The organism is Hydrogenophaga sp., from assembly GCF_036675665.1.
In the GTDB taxonomy this organism is placed as follows: domain Bacteria; phylum Pseudomonadota; class Gammaproteobacteria; order Burkholderiales; family Burkholderiaceae_C; genus Hydrogenophaga.
Genome location: NZ_JAKFEO010000034.1, coordinates 15,537 through 30,095 on the forward strand (window position 1 = coordinate 15,537; position 14,559 = coordinate 30,095).

At 66.3% G+C, this 14,559-nt stretch carries 10 protein-coding genes and 1 riboswitch; of the genes, 7 read left to right on the forward strand and 3 right to left on the reverse strand.

Annotation, left to right across the window (positions count from 1 at the left end):
* The first annotated feature begins 15 nt into the window (after positions 1–15).
* The 7 genes from mltB to atzF all read left to right on the forward strand — a co-directional run bounded on the left by mltB (position 16) and on the right by atzF (position 10,272).
* Entirely contained in the window at positions 16–1,086 is a 1,071-nt protein-coding gene (mltB, locus tag V6M63_RS12735; RefSeq protein WP_442909587.1) for a lytic murein transglycosylase B, read from the forward strand.
* Positions 1,087–1,252: 166 nt separating this feature from the next.
* Positions 1,253–1,374: riboswitch (guanidine-I (ykkC/yxkD leader) on the forward strand.
* Between the two features lie 57 nt (positions 1,375–1,431).
* Positions 1,432–2,289 carry an ABC transporter permease gene (locus tag V6M63_RS12740; protein WP_332742322.1) on the forward strand — a complete coding sequence of 286 codons (858 nt, stop codon included), beginning with the start codon at positions 1,432–1,434 and terminating at the stop codon, positions 2,287–2,289.
* 142 nt (positions 2,290–2,431) lie between these two features.
* Entirely contained in the window at positions 2,432–3,277 is an 846-nt protein-coding gene (locus V6M63_RS12745) for an ABC transporter ATP-binding protein (protein WP_332742323.1), read from the forward strand.
* Positions 3,278–3,431: 154 nt separating this feature from the next.
* A complete protein-coding gene (locus V6M63_RS12750; RefSeq protein WP_332742333.1) occupies positions 3,432–4,130 on the forward strand; it encodes an urea amidolyase associated protein UAAP1 in 699 nt (232 codons plus the stop codon).
* A 10-nt stretch (positions 4,131–4,140) separates the two neighbouring features.
* Positions 4,141–4,806, forward strand: a complete 666-nt coding sequence (locus V6M63_RS12755) for an urea amidolyase associated protein UAAP2 (protein WP_442909588.1) — start codon at positions 4,141–4,143, stop codon at positions 4,804–4,806.
* 88 nt (positions 4,807–4,894) lie between these two features.
* Positions 4,895–8,407 carry a 5-oxoprolinase/urea amidolyase family protein gene (locus V6M63_RS12760; protein ID WP_332742325.1) on the forward strand — a complete coding sequence of 1,171 codons (3,513 nt, stop codon included), beginning with the start codon at positions 4,895–4,897 and terminating at the stop codon, positions 8,405–8,407.
* 26 nt (positions 8,408–8,433) lie between these two features.
* Positions 8,434–10,272 (forward strand): allophanate hydrolase, encoded by a 1,839-nt coding sequence (gene atzF, locus V6M63_RS12765; protein ID WP_332742326.1) that lies wholly within the window; start codon positions 8,434–8,436, stop codon positions 10,270–10,272.
* Here atzF and V6M63_RS12770 read toward each other — a convergent pair.
* The 3 genes from V6M63_RS12770 to V6M63_RS12780 form a co-directional block, all read right to left on the reverse strand.
* Positions 10,220–10,735: a hypothetical protein gene (locus V6M63_RS12770; RefSeq protein WP_332742327.1), complete on the reverse strand. Its 516-nt coding sequence runs from the start codon at positions 10,733–10,735 to the stop codon at positions 10,220–10,222. The two genes, atzF and V6M63_RS12770, sit on opposite strands and share 53 nt — an antisense overlap.
* 95 nt (positions 10,736–10,830) lie before the next feature.
* Positions 10,831–11,403, reverse strand: coding sequence for a hypothetical protein (locus V6M63_RS12775; protein WP_332742328.1), 573 nt, complete (start codon positions 11,401–11,403; stop codon positions 10,831–10,833).
* A partial coding sequence (locus tag V6M63_RS12780) for a DUF637 domain-containing protein (RefSeq protein ID WP_332742329.1) occupies positions 11,400–14,559 on the reverse strand: 3,160 nt, incomplete at its 5' end. The genes V6M63_RS12775 and V6M63_RS12780, both read right to left, overlap by 4 nt.

The following is a 14,559-nucleotide window of genomic DNA, read 5'->3' on the forward strand; positions in this document are numbered from 1 at the left end:
CACCCATTGCAAGCTGTGAACCGTTTTCTTTCCGCGCTGGCCGCCGCCCTCCTGCTGGCCGCGCCGGCCCTGGCCCAGTCACCCGCCAAGAGCCGGCCCAACAACGCGGCCAAGGCCGAGCCCGTTTTCACCTACGACCAGAGCGAAGCCGCCATGGCCTTCGCCACCGACCTCGCCGTGCGCCGCAACCTCGACCCCGCCTGGGTGCGCCAGCAGATCGGCCAGGCCCAGCGCCTGCCCATCGTCGTGCGCCTCATGCAGCCCGCGCCCGCCGGCACACCCAAGAACTGGGCCGCCTACCGCGCCCGCTTCATCGAACCCATTCGCCTGCGCGCCGGGCAAAGGTTCTGGGAAGACAACCGCGAAACACTCGCCCGCGCCGAGCTTGAATACGGTGTGCCCGCCAGCCTCATCGTGGGCGTGATCGGCGTGGAAACGCTCTATGGCCAGCACACCGGCAATTACCGCGTGATCGACGCGCTCAGCACGCTGGCCTTTGACTTCCCCACCAACCACCCGCGCGCCGCCGCGCGCACCGAATTCTTCAGAAGTGAACTCGAACAATTCCTGAGCCTGACCGAGCGCACCGGCACCGACCCGCTGACCCCACGCGGCAGCTACGCCGGCGCCATGGGCTGGCCGCAGTTCATGCCCAGCAGCTGGGCGAAATACGCCATCGACTTCGACGCCGACGGCAAGGTGGATCTGTTCAACAGCCAGGCCGACGTGATCGGCTCGGTGGCCAACTACTTCAAGGCCTTCGGCTGGCAAACCGGCATGCCCACGCACTACCCGGTGACGTTCGACACCAGCAAGCTCGACCTGGACACCCTGCTCGCCCCCGACATCCTGCCCAGCTTCGGCGTGGAGAGCTTCACCGCCAAGGGCGCCGTGCTCGAAGGCCCGGCCCTGCAACACCCCGGCAAGCTTGCCCTGGTGCTGCTGGAAAACGCCGGCGCCCCACCCACCTACGTGGCCGGCACGGACAACTTCTACGTGGTCACGCGCTACAACTGGAGCAGTTACTACGCGCTCGCGGTGATCGAGTTGGGGGATGCGGTGCGGGCCTTGGTGCCGGTGCGCTGAGGCTGCCTGACAGAACCGCCTGGGCTAGAAGTCATGATTTTTTGTCGCTCGACGGGACATTTTTTGCTTGCCGCTTGGTTTCTTGCCCGATCTTTTCAACGCTCATTGGCACTGAAGTTGCTTGACGCAACCTCAGAGAGGCGCTGTGCCCACAGCACACGCCAGCCTTGAAGACCGCTAGGGTTCCGGGCTCCGCGCAGTTCACCACCGACTGACGCGGAGCCGTCTGGTCCGAGAGCAGTCGGCCACCATCGCGTGGTTCCACGGAGGGACAAAAGCCCGGGAGACGCTTGCGCTGAAAAGCACATGCCTCTCCGCCTTTTGTCCCCCGCTCAGGAGCCCCGCATGTCCTTGCCCCTTGCCCCCCCTGCCACGGCGCCGCGCGCTGCTGGTGCACCAACTCGGCCCAAGCGGCGTTCCAAGCTGTTCACCGTGCGCGCCGGCATCTCGCGGCGCACCTATTGGGTGCTTGCGCTCACCGGGCTGTTCACCCCTTTGGTGCTTTGGGCGGCGGTGGGCCTGTGGGGTGGCATCGATCCGGTGTTCATGCCGGCGCCGCTGCAGGTGCTCACCAAGACCTTCACCTGGGCCACGGAGACCGGCTTGCTGGAAGACATGGGCATCAGCATCTACCGCGTGGTGGCGGGCTTTCTTCTCTCCGCTGTGATTGCCCTGCCCCTGGGGCTGTTGATCGGCTCGTTCCGCTCGGTGCAGGCGCTGCTGGAGCCGCTGACCGATTTCATCCGCTACATGCCGGCGGTGGCCTTCATTCCGCTGGTGATGCTGTGGGTGGGCATTGGCGAGGGTTCCAAGATCGCCATCATCTTCATCGGCACCTTTTTCCAGATGGTGCTGATGGTGGCCGAAGACGTGCGCCGCGTGCCGGCCGCGCAGGTGGAGGCGGCGCAGACCATGGGCGCCAACCGGCTGGAGCTGATCGAGAAGGTGATCTTCCAAAGCGCCAAGCCCGCGCTGCTCGACACGCTGCGCATCACCATGGGCTGGGCCTGGACGTATCTGGTGGTGGCCGAGCTGGTGGCCGCCAACTCGGGGCTCGGTTACGCCATCCTGCGCGCGCAGCGCTTCCTGCAGACCGACACCATCTTCGCCGGGATCATCGTCATCGGCCTCATCGGGCTGGTCACCGACCAGCTCTTCCGCTGGGGGCACCGCCGCGCGTTTCCCTGGCTGTATTTGAAATGAGCACCCCCTGCGACGCTTCGCGTCTTCCCCCTCTCTGGCCTTCGGCCGGAGGGGGACCGCACCTGCGGCCTGGCGAAGCCAGTTCCGCGGTACGTCTGAAAGGCGTTCCTTCATTCGAGACATCCACTCAAAAAGGTCGTTCATGAGCACCGCCCACATCCCCCTGCCCAAGATCGCCATCCGCAACCTCAGCAAGCGGTTTGACGGCGCACCGGTCAACGCACTCGAAGGCATCGACCTCGACATCGCCGAGAACGAGTTCGTCACCTTCGTGGGTGCGTCGGGCTGCGGCAAGTCCACGCTGCTGCGCACCATCGGTGGGCTGGAGACGCAGACCACTGGCGACCTGCTGGTGGACGGCCGCGCCGTCACCGGCCCGGGCATCGACCGCGCCATGGTGTTCCAGCACTACAGCCTCTACCCGTGGATGAGGGTGTGCGAGAACATCAAGTTCTGCCGCCAGCTCGCGGCGCACACGCAAGACCGCACGTCCGCCGACGTGGAAGCGGCCGAGGGCCGGGCCGATGCGCTGCTGCGCCTGATGGGCCTGGAGCCGGTGGCGCGCGCCTGGCCCAACCAGCTCTCGGGCGGCATGCAGCAGCGTGTGGCGATTGCGCGCGCGCTCATGGGCCGGCCCGATGTGGTGCTGATGGACGAACCTTTCGGCGCGCTCGACGCGCAGACGCGCGAGGTGATGCACGACCTGATCCGCTACGTGCACAAGCTGGAGAAGGCCACCATCGTGTTCGTGACGCACGACGTGGAGGAAGCGCTGTACCTGGGTGGACGCGTGGTGCTGATGGCGCCGCGCCCCGGGCGTATCGACACCATTTACGACGTGCCCTTTGGCGACCAGCGCGTGCAAGACCTCAAGCACGAGCCGGCCTTCGTGCGCCTCAAGCGCGACATCCTCGACCGCATCCGCGAGACCTCGGGCATGAAGACCGATCTGGAACAGCTGCAGCGCCTGTCGGGCGTGGGCGTTTGAATTTTTCAGGAGACACACCATGAACCCACAAGACATTGCAGACCCCCTGAGCGTGGTGCCCCCCAACCCGCCACAGGCCGCGCCGGTGGACGCCCCCGCGCTGTGGCAGCGCTTCCCCGCCGCCGCGCTCGAAGGCGTGGACACGGCGCGCGCCATGTGGAGCGAGGTGATGCCCGGCGGCAGCCACTGGAGCTGGCGCATGCCGCGCGGCAGCGCCTTGCGCTTCGTGGCGCTGGAGGCCGGGGCCAACGTGAGCCTGGTGCTCTACAGCGCGCTGGAAAAGCTGGAGCGCTACAACATGCCCGACAGCCTGAAGGCGCAACACACCGCGCACTACACACAAGGCCATGTGCTCATGAGCGACATGGGCCGCAGCATGGCCAGCTTCACGGCCGACAGCCTGGGCTGGCACGACCCGCTGGGCGCCTTGCTGGATGCCGAGCTGATGCAGCAGAAGTACGGCGAGAAGCGCTACGAGCACGCACGCAACGCCATGCACCGATCGGGCAAGGACGGCCTGCTGATCGAGATCGGCAAATACGGTCTGAGCAAACGCGATCTCATCGCACCGGTGAACCTGTTCAGCAAGGTGGGCGTGGACGCGCAGGGGCGTTTTGCCTTTGTGCCCGATCACGCCAAGGCGGGTGACTTTGTGGAGCTGCGTTTCGACATGGACGTGATCGTGGCCATCAGCACCGCGCCGCACGGGCTGGACACCGCGCCCACCTACGCGCCGAAGAAAGTGGGCCTGCTGGCCTGGCGCTGCGGCGCCGCGCCGGAGAACGACGTGTGCCGCGCCTTCCGCCCTGAAAATGCGCGCGCCCTGCACAACACCGACATGCTGTACCTGTGAGGAGCCTTTGATGACCACCGAAGCCACCGACATCCGCATCCTTGAGAGCCAGCTCGACCCGGCCCACGCCGTGATGAACCAGCGCCACGCCGCGGGTGAGCCCATCCTGTTTGAAGTCAAGCGCGGGCAGACGCTGCGCATCGTCGACCTCGAAGGCAACCAGGCCGCCGACGTGCTGTTCTACAACCGCCACGACCCTGCAGAGCACTACAGCGCCACCAACACCATGCAGCGCCAGGGCGGCATCTACCTCACCACGGGTTCCGTCATCCGCAGCAACGACGGCAACGCCATGCTCACCATCGTGGCCGACACCTGCGGGCGCCACGACACGCTGGGCGGCGCCTGCGCGGCCGAGAGCAACACCGTGCGTTACGCGCTGCAGAAGAAGTTCATGCACAGCTGCCGAGACAACTACCTCATCGCCCTGCAGCACGCCGACGTGGGCCTGGGCAAACGCGACCTGGTGCCCAACATCAATTTCTTCATGAACGTGCCGGTGACGGCCGATGGCGCGCTGAGTTTTGAAGACGGCGTGTCGGGCCCGGGCAAGTACGTGGAGATGCGGGCGGAGATGGATGTGTGGGTGCTGATTTCCAACTGCCCCCAGTTGAACAACCCTTGCAATGCGTACAACCCCACGCCGATCCAGTTGCTGGTGTGGGACCCGGTCTGAACCTGTCTTCATTCGCGCAGCGGGACGACCCCTTGTCGCGATACCCCTTCGCAGGACGGCCTGCCCTCTTCGATCCAAGGTTCAACCCATGTTCAGCAAGGTCCTGATTGCCAACCGTGGCGCCATCGCCTGCCGCATCATCCGCACCCTCAAGACCCTGGGCGTGCGGAGCGTGGCCGTGTACTCCGAAGCCGACGCGCAGGCCCGCCACGTGCGCGAGGCCGACGAGGCCTACCTGCTCGGCCCGGCGCCGGCGGCCGAGAGCTATTTGCGGGCCGACCGCATCCTGCAGATCGCCCAGGACTGCGGCGCTCAGGCCATCCACCCGGGCTACGGTTTCCTGTCGGAGAACCCCACGTTTGCCCAAGCGTGCGAGGCCGCCGGCATCGCCTTCATCGGCCCCGCGCCCGAGCAGATGCGCGCCTTTGGTCTCAAGCACACGGCGCGCGATCTGGCCGAGCAGCACGGCGTGCCGCTGCTGCCGGGCTCGGGTCTGTTGACCGACTTGGCGCAGGCACAGAGCGAAGCCGCGCGTGTGGGTTTCCCGGTGATGCTCAAGAGCACGGCGGGTGGCGGCGGCATCGGCATGCGCTTGGTGTGGAACGCGGCCGAACTCACCGATGCCTTCGACTCGGTCGGGCGCATGGCGCAGGCCAACTTCAAGGACGCAGGCCTGTTCATCGAGAAGTACGTGGAGCAGGCGCGGCACATCGAGGTGCAGGTGTTCGGCGACGGCGCGGGCGGCGTGATCGCGCTGGGCGAGCGCGACTGTTCGGTGCAGCGGCGCAACCAGAAGGTGATCGAAGAAACTCCCGCGCCAGGCCTGAGCGACGCCCAGCGCAGCGAGCTGCACGCCACCGCCGTGCGGCTGGCGCAGGCGGTGAACTACCGATCCGCCGGCACGGTGGAATTTGTCTACGACGCTTCCACCGGCGCTTTCTACTTTCTCGAAGTGAACACGCGCCTGCAGGTGGAGCACGGCGTGACCGAGCAGGTGTGTGGCGTGGACCTGGTGGCGTGGATGCTGCAGCTCGCGGCTGGCGACCTGCCGCCGCTGCACACGCTGCAGCCCGTGCCGCGCGGCGCGTCGATCCAGGTGCGGCTGTACGCCGAAGACCCGGCGAAGAACTTCCAGCCCAGTGCTGGCCTGCTCACCGAGGTGGTGTTCCCCGGCAATGCGCGCGTGGACAGCTGGGTGGAGCGCGGCACCGAGGTGCCCGCCTGGTACGACCCCATGCTGGCCAAGCTGATCGTCACGGCCGACACGCGCGAAGAAGCCTTGAAAAAAATGGAAGACGCGCTCGACGCGACGCGCCTGGCCGGCATCGAAACCAACCTGGGCTACCTGCGCCAGGTGGTGCGCGACCCGGTGTTCCGCGAGGGCAAACAAGTCACGCGCTTTCTCTCCACCTTCGCCTACCACCCGGCCACCATCGATGTGTTGGAGCCCGGTGTGCAGACCAGCGTGCAGGACTGGCCGGGCCGTCAGGGTTACTGGGACGTGGGCGTGCCGCCGAGTGGCCCGATGGACATGCATGCGCACCGCGCAGCCAATGCGCTGGTAGGCAATGCCGCCGATGCGGCAGCACTGGAAATCACATTGACCGGGCCCACGCTGCGCTTCAACACCACCACCGTGGTGGCCGTGACAGGGGCACCAGCCAGGCTCACGCTGAATGGCGAGCCGGTGCCGATGTGGCAGGCCATCAGCATACCCGCCGGCGCCACACTCGCCGTTGGCCGCTGCGAGCGCGGCGTGCGCCTGGCCTTGGCTGTCGCGGGTGGCCTCGATGTACCGCTGTACCTGGGCAGCCGAAGCACCTTCACGCTGGGGCAGTTTGGTGGTCACGCGGGGCGGCATCTGCGCACGGGGGATGTGCTGCATCTCGCTGGCGCGCAAGCGCGGTCGATCCATGACGAGGTGGTGATCCCCGAATACACCAACCACTGGGACATCCAGGTCCTCTATGGCCCCCACGGCGCGCCCGACTTCTTCACGCCCGACGACATCACCATGTTCTTCGGCACCCACTGGAAGATCCACCACAACAGCAGCCGCACCGGTGTGCGCCTGATCGGCCCCACGCCGCAGTGGGCGCGCACCGATGGCGGCGAAGCAGGCCTGCACCCGTCCAACATCCACGACAACGCCTACGCCATCGGCGCGATCGACTTCACGGGTGACATGCCGGTGATCCTCGGGCCTGATGGGCCCAGCCTCGGTGGCTTTGTGTGCCCAGCCGTGGTGCTGCACGACGAGCTGTGGAAGCTGGGCCAGCTTCGGCCGGGCGACACGGTGCGCTTTCACCGCCAGGCCGGCTCGCCACAGAGCCCCGTGCTCGATGACCGCGCAGCCGAAGGCGACCGCCCGCGCCGCGTGATCCGCCAGGCCGGTGACCGCTACGTGCTGATCGAGTTCGGCCCGCTCACGCTGGACCTGGAGCTGCGCATGCGCGTGCAGGCCCTGCTGCACGGTCTGAAGCAACGGCAGTTGCAAGGCGTGATCGACCTCACCCCGGGTATCCGTTCGCTGCAGGTGCACTTTGACCCTGCCCTGCTGCCGCGCGACGAGCTGCTGCGAATCGTGAGCGAAGTGGACGACGCCTTGCCGCCCGTGGACGAGATGGTCGTGCCCTCGCGCACCGTGGTGCTGCCGCTCTCGTGGGACGACCCGCAGACGAAGCTGGCCATCGAGAAGTACATGCAGTCGGTGCGGCCCGATGCACCCTGGTGCCCGAGCAACATCGAGTTCATCCGCCGCATCAACGGGCTGGACGCGACCGAAGACGTGTTCAACATCGTGTTCGACGCGCGCTACCTGGTGCTCGGCCTGGGCGACGTGTACCTGGGCGCACCGGTGGCCACGCCGCTGGACCCGCGCCACCGCCTCGTGACCACCAAGTACAACCCCGCGCGCACCTGGACACCGGAAAACGCGGTGGGCATCGGCGGCGCTTACCTCTGCGTGTACGGCATGGAAGGCCCGGGCGGTTACCAGTTTGTCGGCCGCACGCTGCAGATGTGGAACCGCTGGCGCCACGGCACGCCGGGAAGCGCTTTCGAGCAGCCCTGGCTGCTGCGCTTCTTCGACCAGATCCGCTTCGAGCCGGTGAGCGAGGACGCGCTGAAAACCATCCGCGCCAACTTTCCGCACGGCGGCTACGCGTTGCGCACCGAAGACGGCACGTTCAGCCTCAAGGACTATCGGCAGTTCCTGGCTGACAACGCTGCAAGCATCGCCGGCTTCAAGGCCACGCAACAGGCCGCGTTTGAGGCCGAGCGCGAGCGCTGGGTGGCCGCCGGCCAGGTCGACTACACCAGCGAGGACGCGGCGGCCAGCGCCGGCGTGGCCGACGAGGTGGACTTGCCCGAGGGCGGACGGATGCTCGCCACCAGCGTGCCCGGCAACGTGTGGAAGGTGGCGGTGAGCGTGGGCCAGCAGGTGCAGGCCGGCGACGTGCTGCTGGTGATCGAGTCCATGAAGATGGAATTCAACTTGCTTGCACCGGCCAATGCCACGGTGCACAGCCTCATGTGCACGCAAGGTGGCGCGGTGTCGGCCGGGCAGAACGTGCTGGTGCTGATCGACGAAGCCATCTGAGTCCAGAACAACAACGGAGTGTTTCCATGTCACTGAGCCAACTCTCTTTCGATCTCGCCAGCCTGCAAGCCGCCTACCGCGGCGGCACCCCCGTGCGCGAGGTGATCGCCGAAGCGCTGGCCCGCTGCCGCGCCGACACGCACCATGCCTTCATCCACGTGCTGAGCGATGCCGAAGTGGCGCCCCATGTGGCGCGTCTCGACGGTGTGGACCCGGCCAGCCTGCCCTTGTTCGGCGTGCCGTTCGCCATCAAGGACAACATCGATCTGGCCGGCGTGCCCACCACCGCCGCCTGCCCCGAGTTCGCCTACACGCCCACCGAAAACGCGTTCCTCATCGAGCAGCTGATGGCCGCCGGTGCGGTGCCGGTGGGCAAGGCCAACCTCGACCAGTTCGCCACCGGCCTCAACGGCACGCGTTCACCGTATGGCGCGTGCCAGAACGCGTTCGACCCCGACTTCATCTCGGGCGGCTCGAGCTCGGGCTCGGCCGTGTCGGTGGCCAAGGGCTGTGTCACGTTCTCACTCGGCACCGACACCGCCGGCTCGGGCCGCGTGCCGGCGTCGTTCAACAACCTGGTGGGCCTCAAACCCACGCTGGGCCTGCTCTCGGGCACCGGCCTGGTGCCGGCCTGCCGCTCGCTGGACACGGTGTCCATCTTTGCGCTCACCGCCGCCGACGTGCAGGCCGTGCTGGGCGCCGCGGCTGCGTTCGACGCAGCCGATGCCTACAGCCGCCCGGCGCAGTCCTTCGGCGTGGATTTCTCACAAGGCCCGTTCCGCTTTGGTGTGCCGCGCGCGCAAGACCTGGAGTTCTTCGGCAACGGTGCGGCCGCGAAACTGTTCGCCACCTCGGTGGAGAGGCTCGAGGCCCTGGGCGGCTTGCCGGTCGAAGTGAACCTCACGCCGTTTCTGGAAGCAGCCCGCCTGCTCTACGACGGCCCGTGGGTCGCAGAGCGCTATGTGGCCATTCAAGCCTTCATCGACGCGCAACCCGAGGCCGTGTTTCCCCCGGTGCGCACCATCATCGAGGGCGGTCGCGGCGTGACCGGCGCCCAGGCCTTCGCGGCGAGCTACCGCCTCAAGGCGCTCAAGCGCGTGTGCGACGCCATCTGGACCGACATCGACTGCCTGCTCACGCCCACCGCCGGCACCATCTACCGCATCGCGGAGATGCAGGCCGATCCGATCCAGCTCAACTCCAACCTGGGTCGCTACACCAACTTCATGAACCTGCTGGACTACAGCGCGGTGGCCGTGCCCTCGGGTTTTCTGGCCGATGGCCCGGCGCAATGCCTGCCCTGGGGCGTGACGCTGGCCGCGCCCGCGTTCAAGGACATCCCGCTGCTGCGCCTGGCCGACCGCTTCCACCGCGCCGAGACCTTCACGCTCGGCGCCACGCCCACGCCGTTGGCCGGCGCACCGGCCTGCACCGGCCTGCCCTCGGGCGAGGTGGGCGCGGCCGGCAGCGGCACCGTGCGCGTGGCCGTGTGCGGTGCCCACCTCTCGGGTCTGCCCCTGAACCACCAGCTCACCTCGCGCGGCGCACGCCTCATCGGCAGCCCGCATTCGGCCCCCGAATACCAGCTGCACGCCCTGGCCGGCGGCCCGGTGCAACGGCCCGGCATGGTGCGCGTGGCCTCGGGCGGCTCGGCCATCGCACTGGAGGTGTGGGAAGTGCCCGCCGCGCACTTCGGCAGTTTCGTGGCCGGCATCCCGGCGCCGCTGGGCATCGGCAAGGTGAAGCTGGCCGATGGCAGCGAGGTGCCCGGCTTCATCTGCGAAGGCCAAGGCATCGCGGGCGCAACCGACATCACACATTTCGGCGGCTGGCGGGCGTGGTTGGCGGCGGGTGCGCCGCGCTGAGGCCTCCGAACGAGTCCTTGGCGACAGCGCTGGAGCCCAGCCAGGCAATGTCCCACTCGCATGGCCCGCGAAGAACGCGACTTTGCCACTGCCGTACTGGCCACTTGGTCACATTCGTTGCGATGCCTGTATCGGAGTCGAGCAGGTAGTGTTGGTAGGCCGAACCGTCAAGGTGCAACGTACAGCCTGGAGTCCAATGCTGAAGTTCCGCATCGAACGAACTGGTGAAGATGGCGGGCCTAGAGCGGCGACCACGCTCCGAGTGATAGACCAGCCACAGATCGCCTTCTGGGTGAATGCACCAACCCCCATCTGGGAACGCATCAGGCACACCAAGGAGCGTGACATTGATGTCTACCTTGAGCCTCTGCAACTCATCAGCAAGTTCACTCAGTGCCCAGTTCGACCTGGGCTGTGGCACGGACGGCACGAACTCGTAGCAGTCATCCCATTCGATTTTCATGGTGTTCCTTTGGCATCTTTCATGCGGCGGGACTCATTGGCACAGGCCTGCAGGTCTTGACCTGACTTCGGTGAAGCCATGGCCTGCTGCAGCGGTCAGTACGGGACGCTGAACAATCCATTGGTCAATTCGCCAGTCCCGGTATTGAGCACATAGAAGCTCTCAGGCGGATGCTCCTTGGTCCCGACCAACACACCGAACTGCACGATGGGAGGGTCGATGGGGTCACCTCGCCGACCGATGGGCAGGGTTTGGTGGGTGATCGTGCGCGTGAAGGTTCGACCAATGACGTAGTCCGCGCTTCGTTCGGGTCCGCTTGCGAAGCGCACCTGACAACGCAGGCTGCCGTCGGCGTTGAAGATGGCAGCGTTGTCGGGGCAGGGGAAGACGTCGCTGCCGTCGGGGTGGGTGTAGCTGCCAGGCTTGAAGATGACCAGGACGCCGGTGCGGTCGGGGAGGATCCATGCGAAGTCGTTAAAGGGAAGTGTGACCAACCGATCATCCTCAAGAAGCAGTTGTGAGCTCAACGGTGTCACGGGTTTCTTGAGTGCGTGCAGCTTCTCGCTGTTTCCTTCATCAGGCCGGCCTCCTCGATCAACGAGGTAATGGAACTGCTCGCCATCAGCCGCGCCCCAGAGAAGGAAAGTTTGTCGGATCTCGGTGGTCATGGCGCGAGCTTTCTTGAGTTGTTGAGATCGATGATGAAGCTCACTGGCGAGGTTTGCGGAGACGCATTCATGAACTGAACTTGATGGCCTCCGCCTTGCAGGACGTTGCTTGTTAGGCGGTCATATATTGGGCCTACTTGGCCCTCGCGCAAGCCGACTCCGGGTTTGATACTGAACTCAACCACATACATGGGCGTGCCGTTGGTGCCCTTCCATTCGCTGCTGATGGCCAAGTTCCCTCGGACGTCCGCAACGGTAGAAATTGGGTCCTTGGTGGCCCATGCACCGAGTTGTTTGACCGCCGCCTCGTGATCTCCCGTGGCGATCAGCCGATCAATTTCCTTGTACTTCTGTTCATCCACAACCATTCGATAAGTTTCCGTCTGCGTGGTCACCCGATCAGTCACCATCGTCCCCTCTTTCCACGCGGGGCGTTGAGTCATCCAGCCGTAGGCGTTCAGACCCTGCTGGTTGTCACTCAGGGTTTTGATCTCATCGACCCTCGGCAACAAGTCGCGATCCGTCACCTGTCCGGCGTTGATCACCTCAGCCCGATGCGTGGTACCCGCCTGGAAGTCTCGCACGGCGTGCGAACCAAAGCCGGGCATGTCGGCGGTGAGGTTGTTCTGGATCCGCGCTTCGGCCAGCAGCTTGGCCTCGGCGCTGCCCACTGGGGCAAGCACGCCGTCGGCAAACTTCAGCAGCTTCTGCCCGCCCTGCACCACCACCTCGGCAAGCACCTTGCCGGGCGCGGTGAGCAGCAGCGCGCCCACCGCCGCGTCTTCCGGACCGGGCAGGGCAAAGAGCAAACCTTGTGAGGTGCTTTGCGCCAGTTGAATGTGGAAGTTCTGGCGCAGCGCAGGGTTGGGTGTGACTGGACCTAGCGTGGACACGTTGAGCGCAAACCCCGCGTTCGGGCTGTTGGCGTAGACAAGCTGACCGGGCTGGCCGTGCACGGTGTTTCCCATGGCGCGTGCTTCTGCCGAGAGACTGCTGCACAGCGCCGGTGAGGAACCGCTGCAAGCTTGTTGCAGTTCGCGGTCGCGTTCCCTAGAGAGGTTCACCAGCGCCGTGCCGCGCGCACAGGCGGTGGCGTCGCCACTGGCACATTCTTTGGTCGCGCGCTCGTACTGCTCCACCTCGGACAGGCGCAGCATGGTCGGGCGAACGTGGTTCAGATAATTGTTCGCCGCCGCATTGCGCCCAGCCTGCGCGGCGATGTTCACGCCCAAGCTGCTCTCATCACCCGTCAGCACCCCGCCCAGGCCGGCCACAGCGGCTGCGAAGGCCTCGGTCTCGGCGCGGGGCTTGCTGCCGGTGGGGTCGTACCAGGCGGCGGCGAGTTCGCCCAGCACGGCACCGCTGGCGCCCGCCGCGCAGCCTGGTGAGCCGGCCTGCACTGCCCCGGCTGCGCAGCCGAGCAGCGCGTGCAGCAAGGCCTTGCCGGCGGGGTTGAGCACGGGCTGGCCGTTGAGGTCTTCGAGCAGGCCCAGGTCGCCGATGGCATTGGCGCCCAGGGCGGTTGCGCTGCCGAGGGCGCTGGCAATCAAGGCGCTCTGCAGTCCGTCTTTGAGCGAGGTGCCGTTGAGCGCGCTGTTCACGGCGGCGCCCGTGCTTTGCTCGATCAACGATTTGCTGAAGTAGCTGGTGAAGCCATCTTTGATGGTGATGTCGCTCAGTGCCTTGCCGCCCACGCTGAGCTGGCTGGAGAGGCCATTGATGGCGCCGGCGGTGAGCATGCCGGTGATCAGTTGCTTGACGCTGGCACTCGACCCCAGGTCTTTGAAGACGGCCCCCAGGTCGCCACCGTTGTTGACGAAGCTCACTGCGGCCGTGCTGGCAAGGCTGGTGAAGCCGGCGTTGATGGCGGCGCCAGCCATGGTGTACCCGGTGGCGCCTGCGGCGGTGGTGGTGGTGAGTGCGGCGGCGGTGGCACCGGTGGTGCTGCCGGAAGCCGCAATGGCCAGTTCGGTGCCCATGCCGGCGGTGAAGTAGGCCACCACCAGCGTGAGGATGGCGGCGCCCGCGCCAGTCAGACCCTGTTGCTTGTCGTGCCACTGCCGCTGGGCGAGGTCGATGGCTTGCCAGTCGATGTCCTCCCGCTGCGCCAGCGCAGCCAGGTGGGCAAGGCCGGGTTGATGGGCAAGCTGTTCGATCTGCTGGCGCAGCGGGCCTGCGGGTATCTGCGCGGTGATGGACAGGGCGGGGTCGAACTGCACCTGGCCGTGCAGTTCGGTGGGTTTCAAGGTTTCGGTCTCGTGCCCGCTGTTGATGACCTTTTGCCAGAGGCCATCGGTGACGGTCTTGCTCTGGTGGCTGTGGATGTCGGTATCGACGCTGGCGCCGAGCAGCAGTTCACCTGCTGCGTCGGGGGCGGCATGCGCGCTGCGGGTGAATCCGATGGTGGGTGCACTCACGTGTGCGCCGATGAGCTCGGTGCGCTCGCCCACGCCGATGCGGATGGCCTCGTCGGCGATGAGTTGGGTACCGATGCCGACGTTGTGGACCTGGATGTCGGTGCTTTCGTGCTTGCGGGTCTTGGGGCCGACGACGCTGTTGCGCTTGGTTGTCACATCCACCTGCGTGAAGCTGTGGTCTTGCGCGGCATAAAGCAGGGTCTGGTCAGCGCCTTCGATGTGCACGCTCTCGTCACCTCGGATACTGGCGCCCACGCTGACGACGTTGGTGCCCAGCACCTCAACGTTCTGGCCTTGCAGGTGGCTGAGCTGTGCCTTTGCGCTTCGATGGGTGATCTTGGTGGTGGTGGTCTTGCTGGAGACCGGGCCACGGCTTTTGGTGCGACGCGCTTCGTCAAGTTCGAACGTGGCTTCGCCTGCCTCAACGATGACGTTGCGCCCAGCCACGGCACTCAGGTCGCCGTTGGCCTGCACCTGGGCGGCGCGTGCTGTGATGTCCTGCCCGGCGCGCAGCACCACGTCGTGATTGGCGGTGATGTGTGTGCCGATCTCTTCGCGCTGGTTCACGCGCAGGCGGTTGTCGGCGTTCCAGCGGATGTCGGTCAGATTGCTGGCATTGACGGTGGCCAGATTCAGATCGCGCCCGGCGTCCACCTGGATGCTGTCGGCCTGCAGCGCTGCCGCCGTCAGGTGCACATCGCGCCCCGCGCTGGCCAGCAGCACGCCGGCCGGGCCCGAG

Coding starts and splice junctions, on each gene's coding strand:
- V6M63_RS12760 (WP_332742325.1), top strand. CDS start 4,895: ATGTTCAGCAAGGTCCTGATTGCCAACCGTGGCGCCATCGCCTGCCGC.
- V6M63_RS12750 (WP_332742333.1), top strand. CDS start 3,432: ATGTGGAGCGAGGTGATGCCCGGCGGCAGCCACTGGAGCTGGCGCATG.
- V6M63_RS12775 (WP_332742328.1), bottom strand. CDS start 11,403: ATGACCACCGAGATCCGACAAACTTTCCTTCTCTGGGGCGCGGCTGAT.
- V6M63_RS12740 (WP_332742322.1), top strand. CDS start 1,432: ATGTCCTTGCCCCTTGCCCCCCCTGCCACGGCGCCGCGCGCTGCTGGT.
- V6M63_RS12755 (WP_442909588.1), top strand. CDS start 4,141: ATGACCACCGAAGCCACCGACATCCGCATCCTTGAGAGCCAGCTCGAC.
- V6M63_RS12770 (WP_332742327.1), bottom strand. CDS start 10,735: ATGAAAATCGAATGGGATGACTGCTACGAGTTCGTGCCGTCCGTGCCA.
- V6M63_RS12745 (WP_332742323.1), top strand. CDS start 2,432: ATGAGCACCGCCCACATCCCCCTGCCCAAGATCGCCATCCGCAACCTC.
- atzF (WP_332742326.1), top strand. CDS start 8,434: ATGTCACTGAGCCAACTCTCTTTCGATCTCGCCAGCCTGCAAGCCGCC.